Raw genomic sequence first — 15,675 nt, forward strand, 5'->3', positions numbered from 1 at the left:
GGGCCGGTGCTTCCAGCGGTCATCGGTTCGCTCATCGCGCCTGCTACGGACGGCCCCCTGATAATCGTTCCCTCCGATTTTTCGGATCTGAGAGCGCCGTCCGGCGACCGCCTCGGCGGCGATCGTCCCGACACGATTTAGGCGGCCCGCTCACAACGGGCCGGTAATGAGTACGCAGGCCGCGACGGCGGACCGGACAGTCGTGATCGGGCTGGAGGTCCACGTCCAGCTCGAGACCGACACGAAGATCTTCTGCGGCTGCTCGACGGAGCCCGGAGACGACGAGGCGCCGAACACGCGCACCTGCCCGACCTGCCTCGGGCTGCCGGGCGCGCTCCCCGTCCTCAACGAGGCCGCCGTCGAGGCCGCCGTGAAGGTGGGGAAGGCGATCGACGCCGACATCCCCGAGACGACGACGTTCCACCGGAAGAACTACTACTACCCCGACCTCCCGAAGAACTTCCAGCTCACCCAGTACGACGCGCCGATCTGCCAGTCGGGCGAGTTAGAGGTCCGCGTCGACGGCGAGCCGCGGGCGATCGGGATCACCCGCGCGCACCTCGAAGAGGACCCCGGGAGCCTCCAGCACGCGGGCGGCTCCATCGAGTCGGCGACGCACACCCTCGTCAACTACAACCGCGCCGGCACGCCGCTCATGGAGATCGTCACGGAGCCGGACTTCCGCTCGCCGGCCGAGACGCGCGCGTTCCTCGCGAAGCTGGAGGAGGTCCTCGAATACCTCGGCGTCTTCGACCCCGGCCGCGACGGCAGCCTGCGCGTCGACGCCAACGTCTCCCTCGTCCCCGACGAGCACGTCGCGGACGACGGGACGATCGACGCCGACGCGCTCGACGACGTGAGCCGCGCCGAGGTGAAGAACATCTCCAGTCACAAGGGCGCCGAGCAGGCGCTCGCCTACGAGGTCACCAGACAGGAGAACGTCCTCCGGCGCGGCCGCGAGATCGAACAGGAGACCCGTCACTGGGACGAGGACCGCGGCGTCACCGTCGGGATGCGCTCGAAGGAGGCGGAGAAGGACTACCGCTACTTCCGCGAGGGCGACCTCCCCGCCTTGGAGGTGGCCGACTGGAAGGAGCAGATCGCGATCCCGGAGCTGCCCGACGCCCGCCGCGAGCGCTTCCGCGAGGAGTACGGGCTCGACCGCGAGGCCGCCTCGAAGCTCACCTCCACGAAGGCGGTCGCGGACTTCTTCGAGGACGTGGCGAGCGAGTTCGACCCCGACCTCGCCGCGACGTGGGTCGCCGACAACCTGCTCGGCGAGCTCAACTACCGCGAGATGGAGATCACCGACGTCGAGGACAGGCTCGACGAGTTCACGCGCCTGATCGAACTCGTCGCGGCCGACGAGCTGACCGTCAAGAACGCCGAGGAGGTCGTCCTCCGCGAGATGCTCGACGAGGGCGACGACCCCGAGACCGTCATCGAGCGCGAGGGGCTCGGGAAGGCCGAGAGCGGCGAGGTCGAGGCCGCGGTCGCGGCCGCCATCGACGAGAACCCCGACGCCGTCGCCGACTACCGCGACGGCGACGAGGGCGCGATCAACTTCCTCGTCGGCCAGGTGATGCAGGCGACGGGCGGCAGCGCCGACCCCGGCCAGGTGAACGGCCTGCTCCGCGAGGAGCTGGACGGCTGAGACGGGGCCGACCTCGAACGATTTCGGGAGCGGACTAATCGGATCTGTGGCGGCGATACGGTATTTAAATACACATGAGCTGCGGCGACGATAGCTTATAAAAGACGATTTGGTCGGCGCGTGCCCGTGAGCGGCCGCCACTGGCGGCCGCGAACGGCACCGCGCGAGGGAGTCGGCGGTCCGGAGCAACGCGGAGGACCGCCGACGAGGCTGGGGAGGCGTGAGGTGCCGTGCGGAGCGGTGCGGGGCGGGACTCAAAGGGGCAGTCGCGAGGACGAAGCACGGCGACGGAAGCACCGCAGCGAGTGAGCGGAGCGAACGAGCGAGGAGCGCACCGAGCCGCGCGAGTCTTCGCGACTGGGGCTTTGGAGGTCTTCGCCGCCGATGTGCCAACACCCATTTATAAATGAGCGACTGGGGCTTTGGAGGTCTTCGCCGTCGATCTCCGGTCAATTGTTTATAAGCGAGTATTCGAGGATTTGGAGTGGTTCACCGCGGAGGCTACGTACTATTGAGCGCGCCGAAACCGTGCGATTGACGCCGCCGCGCCCGCTACGGCGCTCATGGACGTGACCGTCGAGGTCGTCGGCGAGGGGACCGCCGAGTACAGCCTCCCCGCCGACGCGACGTACGACGACCTGATCCGCGAGGCGGGCTACCACCCGCAGGAGGCGTCGGCGCTGGTCGACGGCTCGCCGGTCCCGGGCGACCGCGTCGTCGACGCCGAGCGGGTCCGGGTCCTCCGATTGATAAAGGGCGGCGCGACGGACGGCGACGCGACGGACGGCGACGCGTGACCGACGAGTACGATCTCCCCGGCCCGCCCGGCGACGTGACCGTCGAGCCCGCAGTCCCCGACGACCGCCTCGACGTCCTCCGAATTCTCGACGCGGCGATGCTGGAGACCGACGCGGACGCGGTCGACGACCGGATCGCGGCCGGCGACGTCCTCGTCGCGCGCTCGACGCGGACCGGCGGCGTCGTCGGCGCCTTAGTCGCCGTGCGACCCGCCTCGGACCGGCTTCACGTCGACGCCGTCGCCGTCAGGCGGGCGCGACGCGGTCGGGGGATCGGCTCCGCGCTCGTCGCGGCCGCGGTCGACCGAGGTAAATCAGATCCCGCGATCGAGGCCGTCACTGCCCGGTTCGACGCCGATCTGCGGGCGTTCTACGAGGCGCTGGGGTTCACGATCCGGTCGGAGGAAGCGGCGGGAGACGCCGCGGACCGAGGCTCGGATCGCCTCGACGGGAAACTGTCGGTGGGCGGCCGCGAGTCGGCGTGAACCGACCGTAAGCGGCGCGTCCGACTCGCGGCTGACTGATCTTTTTCAGTATGGTATGAGTACACATGTTCCCCACAGATGATGCCCTCAGCGCCCGGCTCGCCCGACCCCGGTAGCATCGACGTCGAAGCGGTGGACTCGATCGACGGTCCCCGGCTCCGATCGACCGCGTCCGCGGACGACAGCCCGAGCACCGCGGACCGGCCCGCCGCGGACCGACGCGTCCGCGGCGACGCCTCCGAGACCGAGCGCGACCTCCCCGAGGACCGCGTCGAGCGGCTCGCGGACGAAGTGGCCGCGCTCGAAGCGGAGGTCGCGGCGCTGGAGGCGGAAGTCGAGTCGAAGGAGCGGCAGCGCCAGCAGGTGATCGACAACTACGAGTCGATCGTCGCGGCCCGACGGGCGCCCGACCGCCCGTCCGAAACGGACGCCGCGGCGCCGGAGCCGAGCGACGGACGGGGACTCCTCGCCGCGGTCGCGTCCGGCGTCGGACGGGTCGCGGGGCGGCTGCGACCCGGCCGCGAGTAGCCGCCCGCTGCCGGCCTTCCGGCGAACCCGACCGCGGAGACGGCCCGCGCCCGCATTCGACGTTCATTTCCCGGTCGCCCCCGTCGTTACGGGTATGAGCGCTACTTCGCCCTCGATTTCGGCGACTCCCTTCCGAGCCGCGGTGATCGAGACATGAGCGGCAAAGACGACTACTACAACCGATCCAAGCAACAGGGGTACCGCGCCCGGTCCGCCTACAAGCTGAAACAGCTCGACGAGGAGGCGGACCTCCTCAACCCCGGCGACACCGTGGTCGACCTCGGCGCCGCGCCCGGCGGGTGGCTTCAGATCGCCGCCGAGGAAGTCGGCGAGTCGGGGACCGTCGTCGGCGTCGACCTCCAGCGCATCGACGAGTTCGACGACCACGAGGTCGAGACGATCCGCGGCGACATGACCGAGGAGCGCACCCGCCACTACCTGCGCGAGGCGGTCGGCGAGGGCGGCGCGGACGCGGTCCTCTCGGACATGGCGCCGAACATGACCGGCGAGTACAACCTCGACCACGCCCGGTCGATCCACCTCGCGCGGCAGGCGTTCGACGCCGCCGACGAGCTGCTCGCCCCCGGCGGCGACTTCGTCGTGAAGGCCTTCCAGGGCGAGGACCTCGACGCCTTCCGCGACGACGTGAGCGAGTCGTTCCAGTACGTGCGGACCGTCTCGCCGCCCGCCTCGCGGGACGCCTCCTCGGAGGTGTACCTCGTCGCGAAGGGGTACACGACCTCGCCGGTCGCCGAGGGTGACCGCGTCGAGGTGACGGTCGAGGAGGAGGGCGACGAGGGCGACGGCATCGCCTACGTCGAGGGGTACACGCTGTTCGTCGACGGCGACGTGGGCGAGACGCTGACGGTCGAGGTCACCGACGTCAAGCCGCGGTTCGGCTTCGCCGAGCCCGTCGACGGGGACGGCTCGGACGCGTCGAACTGAGCCGTCGCGGTCGGGCGACCGCTCGCGACGGCGGCGCCGCGGCCGCCCGACCGCTCGCCAGCCGACCGGGCCCGGGGGCGCCGCTATCAGCCGGGATAATTCGACTCTGATTCTTATATACCCCCGCGGGCGAGTGACGACGAATGAACAGCGACGACGCGAGGGCTCGTTCCGAGAGCGGTTCCGCCGACGGGGACGGCTCGACGGCATCGACGGACGCGGACCGTTCGGCGGCATCGACGGACGCGGACCGTTCGGCGGCATCGACGGACGCGGACGCGACCACCGACGGCGGGGTCGCGTCCGACGAGACGGCGGCGGCCTCCAGCGCCGCCGCGGGCGGCGACGTTCCCGTTTCGGCGTTCCGCGAGGCCGCGGAACGGTTGACCGACGGCGACCTCGGAGCGCGGTTCCCGGCCGAGGAGGCGGACGGCGAGGCGGCGGCGCTGGCGGCGACGCTCAACGAGTTCGTCGACGGGGTCGCCGAGACCGTCTCCGCCGTCGACGGCTTCGGCGACGAGGTGGCGGGCGCGACCGAACACGTCCGGTCGAACGTCGACCGCGCGAAGGCGCAGAGCGACGAGGTGTACGCCGCGGTCGACGACATCGAGGCGGCCGCGACCCGCCAGCGCGACGACATCGCGGCCGCGACGAGCGAGCTCCAGACCGTCTCGGCCGCCACCGAGGAGGTCGCCGCCTCCGCGGACGAGGTGGCCGAGACCGCGGCCGGCGTCGCCGAACGGACCGACGAGGGGACCGACGCCGCGACCGCCGCCATCGAGGAGCTCCGCGTCGTCGACGAGCGGACCGAGGAGGCCCTCGAACGGGTCGAGACGCTCGAGTCGGAGGTCGCGGCGATCGAGGACGTCACCGACCTGATCCAGGACATCGCCGACGAGACGAACATCCTCGCGCTCAACGCGTCGATCGAGGCCGCCCGCGCCGGCGAGGCCGGCGCCGGCTTCGAGGTGGTCGCCGAGGAGGTCAAGAGCCTCGCCGAGGAGGCGCGGGACGCCACGAGCGAGATCGAGTCGTCGATCCGGTCGGTGCGCGCCGAGACGGACGCGACCGTCGACGAGATGGCCGAGATGCGCGAGCGCGCCGACGAGGGGATAACCACCGCCGAGGAGGCGCTGGAGGCGTTCACCGACCTCGCCGCCGACGTCGAGGAGACGACGAGCGGCGTCGAGGAGATCCGCGACGCCACCGACGACCAGGCGACCTCGATCGAGGCGGTGGTCGACGCGGTCGAGTCGGTCGGCGACCTCGCCGAGGAGACGGCCGCCGACGCCGGCGACGCCACCGCGGTCGCGCACGCGCAGAAGACGTCGCTTGCGGAGGTGGCGGCCGGGGCGTCGACGCTCGCCGACCGGACCGGCACCCTCGACGACGCGCTCGACGCCTACGACGCGGACGGCACGGCGGCCGACGACGCGGTCGTCCTCGACTTCTGGCACGCGTTCGGCGGCCGCAAGGCCCGGCTCCTCGACGAGTTCGCGGCCGAGTTCGCCGCCGAGACTGACGGGATCGCGGTCCGGCCCTCCTCGAAGGGGAGCTACCGCGGCGTGTTCGAGGCGACGCTCGCGGCGGCGGACCGGGGCGACCCGCCAGCGATCGCGCACCTCTACGAGATCGGCACCCAGCGCGCGCTCGACAGCGGGGCGTTCACGCCCGTCGAGCGCCTCCTCGACGCGGGCGGCGCCGGCAGCGTCGGAGGGACCGACGCGGGGGTCGGGCCGACCGACGCCGCGGGCGGCCCGGGTTCGGGGTTCTCGCCCGACGACCTGCTCGACCCCGTGGCCAACTACTACCGGACCGACGGCGTCCTCCACTCGATGCCGTTCAACGCGTCGACGCCCGTGCTGTACTACGACCGCGCGGCGTTCGAGCGCGCCGGGTTGGACCCCGACGACCCGCCGGAGACGTTCGACGAGGTCCGCCGCTGCGCGGAGCGGCTCGTCGAGCGCGGCGCGACGGAGACGGGAATCACGTTCGCGACGTACTCGTGGTTCGTCGAGCAGTGGTTCGCCGAGGCCGGCGAGCCGCTCGTCGACGCCGACAACGGGCGGGGCGGCACGCCGACCGAGAGCCGGCTCGACGGGCCGGTCGGCGAGCGGGTCTACCGCTGGATCGCCGACATGGCGGCCGACGGCCTCTACCACGACCCCGGCATCGAGGCCCGCGGGCAGGCCCGCGAGGCGTTCCACGAGGGGCGCGCCGGGATGCTGATCGGCTCAACCTCCGCGATGGTCGACGTCCGGGAGGGGGCCTCCTTCCCCGTCGGGGTCGGCTACTTCCCGGTCGCGGACGAGCGGCACGGCGTCGTCGTCGGCGGCGGGTCGCTGTGGGTCGCGGACGGCGCGTCGACGGCCGAGCAGCGCGCGGCCGCGGCGTTCCTCGGCTGGCTCGCGGCGCCGGAGCGGCAGGCGCGCTGGCACCGCGAGACCGGCTACTTCCCGGTCCACGAGGGCGCGGTCGACCGGCTCGACCGCGACGGGTGGTTCGACGAGAACCCCGGTTACCGCACCGCGATAAACCAGTTGCTCGACGCCGAGGACGCGGTCGCCACGACCGGCGCCCGGATCGGCCCGTTCGATACGGTCCGGACGCTCGTCGCCGAGGCGTCCGTCGACGCCCGCGAGCACGGGGTCGACTCCGCGGTCGAACGGCTCGCCGACAGCACCGCCCTGCAGCTCGAACGGTACGCCGAGGAGCGCGCCGACGGCTCGTAGCGTCGCCGCCGATATGGGGAAGCTGCCGACCCCGCGGAACCGAAACCGACCGCTCGGCCGTTCAGCGCTCCCGACGCGTCCACTCGCGCAGCGTGAACCGGTCGTACGCCGTCTCCGCCGCGATCTCCCACTCGCTCTCGTCCCACTCGGGGTAGTACGTGTCCCCCTCGTAGACGCCGTCGACGTGGCTGAGGACCATCCCGTCGAGGTGCGGCTGGAACAGCTCGTAGATCCCGCCCCCGCCGAGGACGTAGACGGGGTCGTCGGTCCCGCCGGCGGTGTCGGTCCCGCCGGGGTCCGTCGACTCCTCGGGTATCGGATCCGCCTCGGCGGCGACCCGGTCCGCGTCGGCGCCCGCTCCGGCCGCCTCGGCGTCCGCCGTCGGGGCGGCCGTTCCGACGAGGTCGCGGGCCAGGTCGATCGCCGTCTCGACGTCGTTCGCGACGACCGCGGTCGGGGCGTCCACCGCCTCGACGCTCCGGCTCACGACGATCTGCCGGCTGCCGGGGAGGTCGTCGCGCATCGAGTCGAAGGTGCGGCGGCCGAGGATTACCGGCGAGCCCGCGACGCGCTCGCGGTACTGCCGAACGTCCGCCTCGATGTGGGGCCACGGTACCTCCCCCTCGTTCCCGATCACCCGGTTCTCCGCGAGCGCGGCGACGCTGACGAGTCTCACGGGTCGGATACGGGACGGAGGGGCAAAAGCGGCGCGTCGGGTTCGGGGGTCGAGGCCGGACGGGCGAGCGGACTCGGCCGCCGGAACCCGACAGGGGAGGGAGGCCTCAGCCGTCGAGGCCGAGCAGGTCGAACGGGTAGCCGTTGTCCAGTTCGTCGGCGCGCTCGTAGACGACGCGCGCGGCCGCCACGTCCTGGATCGCGAGCCCGGTCGAGTCGAAGACGCTGACGCCGCGCACGCCGTCGGCGTCGGCCGGCGTCCCGGGGGTGCCCGGACGGCCCGCACGGCGGCCGACGACGATCTCGCCGATCTCGCCGTAGATGTCGTCGTCGGTGAGCGTCCCCGCGGCGTAGGGGACGTTGATCTCGCCGGAGTGGGTGCACTGCTCGTGGTCGTCGATGACGACGGTGGCGTCGAGGAGGAGTTCGTCCGCGAGCTCGTGTTTCCCCGCCGCGTCCGCGCCCATCGCGTTAATGTGGGTGTGTTCGCCCACGTCGTCGGGGCCGACGATCGGGTCCTCGACGGGCGTCACCGTCGAGAGCACGTCGCAGTGGCCGGCCTCGGCGACCGAGCCCGCGCGCACGTCGAACCGGTCCTCGAAGGCGTCGACGAAGTCGGCGACGCGCTCCTCGTCGAGGTCGCTCACGACGACCTCCTCGATGTCTCGCACCGTCGAGATCGCCTCCAGCTGCGTGTACGACTGGACGCCCGCGCCGACGATCCCCAGGCTCGTCGCGTCGGGGACCGCGAGGTGGTCGGTCGCGACCGCGGCGGCCGCGCCGGTGCGTTTCATCGTCAGCGTCGTCCCGTCGAGGACCGCGAGCGGGAACGCCGTCTCCGGGTCCGAGTAGATCATCGTCCCCATCACCGTCGGGAGGTCGTGGTCGGCGGGGTTGTCGGTGTGAACGTTCACCCACTTGATCCCGGCCGCGTCCCAGCCGTCGCCGGTCGCGGTCTCCTCGGCGACGTCCTCCTCGCGCACGTCGAGGTACGCCGGCATCGACCGGAAGTCGCCGTTGTACTCGGGGAGGTCGATGTACGACTTCGCCGGCATCTTGGCGTCGCCGCGCTCGTAGGCCGTGAACGCGCCGCGGACCGCGTCGATCACGCGGTCCATCTCGGCGTTCTCGTCGACGTCGTCCGCGTTGAGAAGCAGCGTCTGCATGTCGCAGAATTTGCCAGCCGCTACTTAGTGTCTTCCGAAGACGCGCCGGGGCCTTCCGAACGGGCGTCGGGACTCGCCGAACGGGCGTCGCGCTCGGCGACCACGATCGCCCGCAGGTCGTTGACGTTCGTCCCGGTCGGCCCGGTCCGGAGCAGCGCGCCAGCCGCGTCGAGCGCCGGGTACGCGTCGTTCGCGTCGAGGGCGTCCACGGCCGCCTCGCGGGCCAGCGGGCTCCCGGTGTCGCCGTCACCGTCGCCGCCGTCGGAGCCCCCCCCAACGAGGCGGTCGTCGACCAGCGCCCCCGCGGCGTCCGTGGCGCCGTCGATCCCGTCGGTGTCGACGCTCGCGACGGCGACCGCGGCCGCGTCGCCGGTCCCCACGCCGATCGCCCCCGCGCCGCCGAGTTCGACCGCGGCCGACAGCGCGAACTCCTGATTCGGGCCGCCCGCGCCGGCGTCGTCGCCGAGCGTCACCGTCACCTCGCCGGCCGAGAGGAGGACCGCGGGCGGTTCGACCGGCTCGCCGGCCGCGCGGCACTCCTCGGCGACCGCCGCGTGCGTCTTCGCCGCCTCGCGCGCCTCGCCGCGCACCCGCGAGGAGAGGACGAGCGGCTCGTACCCGCGCGCCGCGGCGACCTCCCGAGCGGCGCCGAGGGCGGTGCGCGCGCTCGCGACGATCCGGACGTCGACGCCGTCGCCGTCGAACGGGGGATCGCCCGGTCCCGGGGTCTCCGCGAGGTCGCCCACGGCGCCGCGTTCCAGCCGGTCGGTGACGGCCGCCGGCGCGTCGATCCCGTGTCGGTCGAGGACCGCGAGCGCGTCCGCGTAGGTCGTCGGATCGGGCGACAGCGGGCCGCTCGCGATCACGGCCGGGTCGTCGCCGGTCACGTCGCTTATCGCGAGCCCGAGGACGTCGGCGGGCGCGGCCGCCCGCGCCAGCCGCCCGCCCTTCACCGCCGAGAGGTGCTTTCGGACCGCGTTGATCTCGTCGATGGCCGCGCCGCTCGCCAGCAGCGCCTCGGTCGTCTCGCGGAGGTCGGCGAGTCCGATCCCCTCGGCGGGCGCGGCCAGCAGCGCGCTCCCGCCGCCGGTGAGCAGCCCGACCACGAGGTCGTCCGCGCCGGCGTCGGCCGCGACCTCGCGGACTTCTCGGGCGCTCTCGACGCCCGCCTCGCTCGGGGTGGGGTGGTCGCCGGGGAGGACCGAGATGCGATCGGTGTCGGTCGGGTCGTCCGTGACGACCGCGCCGCCGTCGATTCGGTCGCCGAGGAGCTCCTCGACCGCGGCCGCGAAGTGGCCCGCCGCGTTGCCCGCGCCGACGACGAGGGCGCGGTCGTAGGTAGCGAGGTCGTAGGTGGCCGTTGCGTCGTCGACGCCGGTGACCGTCAGGACGCCGTCGTCGAGGGAGAGGGCGTCCGCGACGACGCGTTCAGGGTGCGCGGCCTCGATCCCCGCGGTGACGCAGTCGAGCGCGAGCTCGCGGGCCGGGTCGCTCGCGTGTCGCTCGCGCTCGGCGACGGTCACGGCGGTGTCGGCGGACTGATCGGGCATCGGTTGGGTCGCCTCGCTCGGGATGCGCGCCGGCGCCCCAAGAGCGTTCTGGCGTTATAAATAGTTGCTACCAGACTGACGGACGACACCGTCAAAGCCCCAGTCGCTCGGCTCTACGTATTTACTTATAAATCTCCGATCGACACGGCCACCGCCGAAGCCCCAGTCGCGAGGCGGGCGCACGCTCGTTGCGTTCCTCGCTCAGTCGCTGACGCTCCTTCGCTGCGGTACTTACGTCCCCTGCGCCCGCCTCGCGACTGCCCCTTCGAGTCCCACCCGACCGCACAGCACCGCAGCCTCACACCTCCCCAGCCTCGTCGCTGGCGCCGACGGCGCCAGCGACTCCCTCGCGCGGACGACTCGCGCCCTGTCGGGCGCTCGTCGGCGCGCGCCACCGCATCCTCTTTTATAAAAGCCGCAGCGCTCGCCCGTGGGTATCTATAAGCTCAAAAGGCGGTGTGCGGAAATATCACGCGGCTCGTCGGCCGTTTTAGAGGATGACGCCGCGCGTCTGGAGCACGTAGTAGGCCGCGAGCAGCGCCGCGATGACGTACTGCCCGAGCGCGACCTCGTCGTACTCGCCGACCGCGACCTTGATCAGCGGGTAGGCGACGATGCCGGCCGCGAGCCCGTCGGCGATGGAGTAGGCGAACGGCATCACGGTGACCGTGAGCCCCGCGGAGACGGCCCACGCCGGGTCCGTCCAGTCGACCTCGACGAGCCCCTGGAGCATCATCACGCCGACGACGATCAGCGCGATGAAGGAGGCGTACGCCGGGATCGCGGCCACGAGCGGGATCAGGACGAGCGACGCGAGGAAGAGCAGCGCGACGACCAGCGCCGTCAGGCCGGTCCGGCCGCCCTCCTCGACGCCGGTCGACGACTCGATGTACGTCGTCACCGTGGAGGTACCCAGGACCGCGCCCGCGGTCGTCCCCACCGCGTCGGCCATCAGCGGCTTGTCCATGTCGGGGAGGTCGCCGTCCTCGTCGAGGAAGTCACCGAACTGCGAGACGCCGATGAGCGTCCCCGCGGTGTCGAAGAAGTCGACGAAGAAGAAGGTGAACACGACTAGGACGAACGTGAGCGGGTCGATCCCCCCGAGCCCGTCGACGAACGCCCCCGCCAGCGGCGAGATGTCGTACTGCGCGCTCGGGAGCGACTCCGGCGTGACCGTGCCGCGCCCGAAGACCCCGGCGAGCGTGAGCCCCCAGCCGACGGCGGCGGTCGCCACGATCCCGATCACGATCGAGCCCGTGATCCCCCGCGCCCAGAGGCCGAAGGTGAACACGAGCCCGAGCAGTCCCAGTATCGCCCACGGGTTCCCGAACACGCCGCCCAGCGTGACGAGCGTCGCCTCGTCGGGCACGACGATCTGGAGCTCTTGAAAGCCGATGAACAGCAGGAACAGCCCGATACCGGCGCCGACCGACCGCTTCACCGGCTCCGGGAACAGCCGGATGACGTACTCCCGCGCGCCGACCGCGGTCAGGACCATGAACAGGACGCCCTCGACGAACACCGCGGCCAGCGCCGTCTGCCACGGGACGCCGAGCCCGAGCACGACCGTGTACGCGAAGAAGGCGTTGAGTCCCAGCCCGGGCGCGAGCCCGAACGGCCGGTTGGCGTACAGCGCCATCACGAGGGTCGCGATCGCCGCCGACAGCGCCGTCGCGATGGCGATCATCTGGAACACCTCCCCCTGCCCGTACCCCTCGATCTGGATCGCCTCCGAGAGGATGGCGGGATTCACGACGATGATGTACGACATCGCGAGGAACGTCGTCAGCCCGGCGACCAGTTCGGTGCGGACGTCCGACCCGAGCGACTCCACGTCGAACCGCGCGGCCAGCGTGTCTGAAAGGCCCATTGAACGGGTGGGTGTTCCCGCGGATCGGGTGATAAGCCTTGCTGAACGAACCGGAATACGATCCGTATATATGGATCAAAATGCCTCTCAAATGGATTTTTTCGCGGAGAGTATGCGCGAACGTGGCTACTCGAACGTCGTCAGCGCCCCGACCGGCGCGTCGGTGATCGCTCGCGCGCGGTCCATCCCCTCGTCGCCGACCGCGATGAGCGCGAACACGCCGGTGACGTCTGCGTCGCCCTGGAGGGCGATGTCGAGGAGGAGCTCCTGGGTCTCGCCCGACCGGATCAGGTCGTCGACGACCAGCACCGTGTCGCCGGCGTCGATCGCGCTCGCGGGGAGGTAGTAGGTGAGCTCGATGCCGGAGGCGAGCCGCTGGCGCGACTCGATGAACTCCTCGACCGCGGTCTCCTTCGACTTCTTCGCGTACGCCAGGCGCGCGTCGAAGAAGGAGGCCATCGCCGCGCCCAGCGTGATCCCGTCGGTCGCGGCCGTCAGCACCACGTCGGGCGACTCGAACTCGAACGTCTCCGCGGCGACCGGCGCCACCAGATCGAGGAACGACTGGTCGAAGACGACGCCGGAGTTGTCGACGTACCCCTCGTCGTCGAACTCGACGCGCGCGACCAGCTCGTCGGCGAGCGCCTCGCGGCCGACCGACTCGACGACCTCGCTCGCGCGGTCGGTCCCCGGTAACACGTGCCCGTTCACGTACCGGTTCAGGTCCCCCGCGGGCAGCCCGGTCACCTCCGAGAGCTCCTCGTACGTTCGCGTCTCCTTCAGCATCCGCAACACGGCGACCGCCTGTAGCTGGAGGGCCGCCTTCTCTGCGCGGTTCATACGGATGATCGCGATCGCACAACTATGAATACGTCGAAGTCAAGTGCGACATGGATACCCACGTGCGTGCGTCACACGGCCGCGGATTCGGACGGCGGGCGACGGACCTCGACGCCGATCCTCACGACCGCCTCACGCCTCGGGCGCGTCGAAGAAGACGGCGGGCTCGTCGATCGCGATCTCGACGTGGTCGCGGTCGTCGAGGGGGCGCAGCCGGACGGTAAGCGCCCCCGCAGCCTCGGCGGCCGCGCGCAGCGCGGCGAGGTCGTCGCTCGCGAGGTACGTCGGCACGCAGAGCGCCACCTGCGCCGCCTCGTCGGTCGCGACCACCAGCCGGTACGCGGTGTCGTCGGCGGCGCCCGCGTACACGTCGACGCCGTCGATCGCGGCGTCGTCGACCGCGGAAAGCGCCGCGTCGAACTCCGACTCGGGTAAGAGTACGTCGATCCGGGCGGCGTCCGCGACCGGGTTCACCTGTCCGGGATGCCCGGCGATCGCGGTCCAGCCGCGCTCTCGGTACGCCGCCGCCGTCGACTCCGCGTCCTCCTCGACCGCGTCCCACCGCGGTCCGGGATCGGGTGCGTCCATACCGCTCGCCTACCGCCGGCCCCCCTACATAGGCGTCGGTTTCCCTTCGCGTCGGTTCCCGCTTTCCCCCTCACACCCGAACTCCGGTGTGTCGTTTCGTCAACCGGTCTCCGGCGGCCGGTCGAAAAAGGAGCGACCCCTGCCGGTAGGTTCATAACGCTCTATGGTTTGGTATCGCCTATGCCTACTGACAACGACGATCACGTCGACAGGCGGACGGTGCTCAAGTACGCGGGAACGGCCGGTGCGGTCGGCCTCGCTGGCTGTTCCGGAAACGGCGGCGACGGCGGTGACGGCTCGGACGGCTCGGACGGCGAGGACGGTATGGACGGCGGGGACGGCTCGGACGGCGAGGACGGCTCTGACGGGGGCGACGACACGTTCGAACTCGGCGTCACCATGGGCCAGATGGACTCCGGCCTCGACCCGCAGGACCACGCCGAGACGAACACCGAGATCATCACCGGCCAGATGTACGAGGGCCTGCTCGACCGCGACAAGGAGGGCGGCATCATCGCCGGCCTCGCCAACGAGTGGGAGCGCACGGACGACGGCAGCGTCCGGTTCATGCTGCGCGACGGCGTCACGTTCCACAACGGCGACGACCTGACCGCGGAGGACGTCCGGTTCAGCATCCGCCGGATCGTCTTCAACGACGTCGGCATCGTCAGTCCGCAGACGAACGACCTCGGTCCGGTCTCGGAGGTCACGACCGGCGACGGGGAGGTGACGGTCTCCTTCGAGGGGTACAACCCGATCGCGTTCCAGCTGTTCGCGACGAACGGCGACATCATGCAGCAGTCGTGGGTCGAGGAGAACGGCACCGACTACATCAACCGGAACGCGAACGGGACGGGACCGTTCCGTCTCACCGAGTACCAGTCGGGCAACGTGGTCCGCTACGGGCCGAACGAGGACTACTGGGACGGCGCGCCGGCGGTCGACGAACTCTCCATGAGCGCCTCCAGCGAGTCGAGCACGCGGGTCAACCAGCTTCTCGCGGAGGAGACCGACATCGTGACGAACGTCCCGCCGAACGAGGTCTCTCGGGTGAATAGCTCCGACGTCGCGACGATCAACTCCGTGGCGAGCGCGCGGATCATCTTCCTCCAGATGCGCTACGACGTGGAGCCGTTCTCCAGCCAGCAGTTCCGGCAGGCGATGAACCACGCGGTCGACGTCGAGAGCATCATCGAAAACGTGCTCAACGGCTTCGGGAACCTCACCGCCCAGCCGACGCTCGAGGGTCACGTCGGGTACAACCCCGACATCGACCCGTACCCGTACGACCCCGACGAGGCCGAGCGGCTCGTCGAGGAGTCGGGACACGCGGGCGTCGAGATCACGCTTCAGACGCCGATCGGGCGCTACCTCCGCGACGTCGAGATCGCGCAGGCGGCGGCCAACCAGATCGACTCGCTGTCGAACGTCTCCTGTGAGCTGCAACAGCGCGAGTTCTCCTCGCTCGTCCAGGACGTCACCGCGCCGAACATCGAGGACCGCCCGCACTTCACCCTCCTCGGGTGGGGGAACGCCGAGTTCGACGGGAGTCAGACCCTGACGCCGTTGCTCTCCTCCGAGGGTGCGCTCACGATCCTGAAAAACGACGAGCTCGACGGCCTCCTCGAAGAGGCGGAGTCGACCCGAGATCCCGACGAGCGCGTCGACATCCTTCAGGAGGCGAACCAGCTCGCCCACGACCTCGCGCCGTGGGTGTTCATGCACCAGCAGTTCAGCGTCTACGGCGTCTCCAGCGATATCTCTTGGGAGCCGCGGGCCGACGAGTTCATCGACCCGGACACCGCAACGCAACAGTAACGCGACCCCTACCCCTACCGCTCTACA

Annotated in this window: 13 protein-coding genes; 7 read left to right on the forward strand and 6 right to left on the reverse strand. The window is 71.1% G+C overall.

All coding sequences use genetic code 11. The features are described from left to right. The first annotated feature begins 166 nt into the window (after window positions 1-166). The 6 genes from gatB (at window position 167) to CPZ01_RS06315 (ending at window position 7,141) form a co-directional block, all read left to right on the forward strand. Window positions 167-1,654: an Asp-tRNA(Asn)/Glu-tRNA(Gln) amidotransferase subunit GatB gene (gene gatB, locus CPZ01_RS06290; protein ID WP_096393945.1), complete on the forward strand. Its 1,488-nt coding sequence runs from the start codon at window positions 167-169 to the stop codon at window positions 1,652-1,654. Between the two features lie 563 nt (window positions 1,655-2,217). Continuing rightward, on the forward strand, window positions 2,218-2,451 hold the full coding sequence (samp2, locus tag CPZ01_RS06295) for a ubiquitin-like small modifier protein SAMP2 (RefSeq protein WP_096393946.1): 234 nt from the start codon (window positions 2,218-2,220) through the stop codon (window positions 2,449-2,451). Then, the gene (locus CPZ01_RS06300; RefSeq protein WP_096393947.1) at window positions 2,448-2,936 is read left to right on the forward strand and encodes a GNAT family N-acetyltransferase; all 489 of its coding nucleotides are present in this window, start codon (window positions 2,448-2,450) and stop codon (window positions 2,934-2,936) included. The genes samp2 and CPZ01_RS06300 overlap by 4 nt, the downstream gene beginning before the upstream one ends. 78 nt (window positions 2,937-3,014) lie before the next feature. Then, a complete protein-coding gene (locus CPZ01_RS06305) occupies window positions 3,015-3,464 on the forward strand; it encodes a hypothetical protein (RefSeq protein ID WP_096393948.1) in 450 nt (149 codons plus the stop codon). 153 nt (window positions 3,465-3,617) lie between these two features. Next, the gene (locus CPZ01_RS06310) at window positions 3,618-4,409 is read left to right on the forward strand and encodes a 23S rRNA (uridine(2552)-2'-O)-methyltransferase (protein ID WP_096393949.1); all 792 of its coding nucleotides are present in this window, start codon (window positions 3,618-3,620) and stop codon (window positions 4,407-4,409) included. Between the two features lie 143 nt (window positions 4,410-4,552). Next, on the forward strand, window positions 4,553-7,141 hold the full coding sequence (locus CPZ01_RS06315; protein WP_096393950.1) for a methyl-accepting chemotaxis protein: 2,589 nt from the start codon (window positions 4,553-4,555) through the stop codon (window positions 7,139-7,141). A gap of 61 nt (window positions 7,142-7,202) precedes the next feature. Here CPZ01_RS06315 and CPZ01_RS06320 read toward each other — a convergent pair whose 3' ends face one another. From CPZ01_RS06320 to CPZ01_RS06345, 6 genes are all read right to left on the reverse strand, one after another. Next, window positions 7,203-7,817: a dihydrofolate reductase gene (locus CPZ01_RS06320; RefSeq protein WP_096393951.1), complete on the reverse strand. Its 615-nt coding sequence runs from the start codon at window positions 7,815-7,817 to the stop codon at window positions 7,203-7,205. Between the two features lie 106 nt (window positions 7,818-7,923). Next, window positions 7,924-8,982 (reverse strand): ornithine cyclodeaminase family protein, encoded by a 1,059-nt coding sequence (locus tag CPZ01_RS06325; protein ID WP_096393952.1) that lies wholly within the window; start codon window positions 8,980-8,982, stop codon window positions 7,924-7,926. 20 nt (window positions 8,983-9,002) lie between these two features. Continuing rightward, complete coding sequence (locus CPZ01_RS06330) at window positions 9,003-10,532, reverse strand: glycerate kinase type-2 family protein (protein ID WP_096393953.1); 1,530 nt, start codon at window positions 10,530-10,532, stop codon at window positions 9,003-9,005. Window positions 10,533-11,022: 490 nt separating this feature from the next. Continuing rightward, window positions 11,023-12,402, reverse strand: a complete 1,380-nt coding sequence (locus tag CPZ01_RS06335; protein WP_096393954.1) for an NCS2 family permease — start codon at window positions 12,400-12,402, stop codon at window positions 11,023-11,025. Window positions 12,403-12,528: 126 nt separating this feature from the next. Next, window positions 12,529-13,242 carry a phosphoribosyltransferase family protein gene (locus tag CPZ01_RS06340; RefSeq protein ID WP_007344990.1) on the reverse strand — a complete coding sequence of 238 codons (714 nt, stop codon included), beginning with the start codon at window positions 13,240-13,242 and terminating at the stop codon, window positions 12,529-12,531. A 132-nt stretch (window positions 13,243-13,374) separates the two neighbouring features. After that, window positions 13,375-13,830, reverse strand: a complete 456-nt coding sequence (locus CPZ01_RS06345; protein ID WP_096393955.1) for a DUF7529 family protein — start codon at window positions 13,828-13,830, stop codon at window positions 13,375-13,377. A 180-nt stretch (window positions 13,831-14,010) separates the two neighbouring features. Here CPZ01_RS06345 and CPZ01_RS06350 point away from each other — a divergent pair, with 180 nt between their 5' ends. Further along, the gene (locus tag CPZ01_RS06350) at window positions 14,011-15,648 is read left to right on the forward strand and encodes an ABC transporter substrate-binding protein (protein ID WP_096393956.1); all 1,638 of its coding nucleotides are present in this window, start codon (window positions 14,011-14,013) and stop codon (window positions 15,646-15,648) included. Window positions 15,649-15,675 lie beyond the last annotated feature (27 nt).

The sequence above is a fragment of the Halorubrum trapanicum genome, from assembly GCF_002355655.1.
Lineage (GTDB): Archaea > Halobacteriota > Halobacteria > Halobacteriales > Haloferacaceae > Halorubrum > Halorubrum trapanicum_A.

Excerpts from the sequence above, each read along its gene's own strand:
- gatB (WP_096393945.1), top strand. The coding sequence starts at position 167 with ATGAGTACGCAGGCCGCGACGGCGGACCGGACAGTCGTGATCGGGCTG.
- samp2 (WP_096393946.1), top strand. The coding sequence starts at position 2,218 with ATGGACGTGACCGTCGAGGTCGTCGGCGAGGGGACCGCCGAGTACAGC.
- CPZ01_RS06305 (WP_096393948.1), top strand. The coding sequence starts at position 3,015 with ATGATGCCCTCAGCGCCCGGCTCGCCCGACCCCGGTAGCATCGACGTC.
- CPZ01_RS06310 (WP_096393949.1), top strand. The coding sequence starts at position 3,618 with ATGAGCGGCAAAGACGACTACTACAACCGATCCAAGCAACAGGGGTAC.
- CPZ01_RS06315 (WP_096393950.1), top strand. The coding sequence starts at position 4,553 with ATGAACAGCGACGACGCGAGGGCTCGTTCCGAGAGCGGTTCCGCCGAC.
- CPZ01_RS06325 (WP_096393952.1), bottom strand. The coding sequence starts at position 8,982 with ATGCAGACGCTGCTTCTCAACGCGGACGACGTCGACGAGAACGCCGAG.
- CPZ01_RS06330 (WP_096393953.1), bottom strand. The coding sequence starts at position 10,532 with ATGCCCGATCAGTCCGCCGACACCGCCGTGACCGTCGCCGAGCGCGAG.
- CPZ01_RS06335 (WP_096393954.1), bottom strand. The coding sequence starts at position 12,402 with ATGGGCCTTTCAGACACGCTGGCCGCGCGGTTCGACGTGGAGTCGCTC.
- CPZ01_RS06340 (WP_007344990.1), bottom strand. The coding sequence starts at position 13,242 with ATGAACCGCGCAGAGAAGGCGGCCCTCCAGCTACAGGCGGTCGCCGTG.
- CPZ01_RS06345 (WP_096393955.1), bottom strand. The coding sequence starts at position 13,830 with ATGGACGCACCCGATCCCGGACCGCGGTGGGACGCGGTCGAGGAGGAC.
- CPZ01_RS06350 (WP_096393956.1), top strand. The coding sequence starts at position 14,011 with ATGCCTACTGACAACGACGATCACGTCGACAGGCGGACGGTGCTCAAG.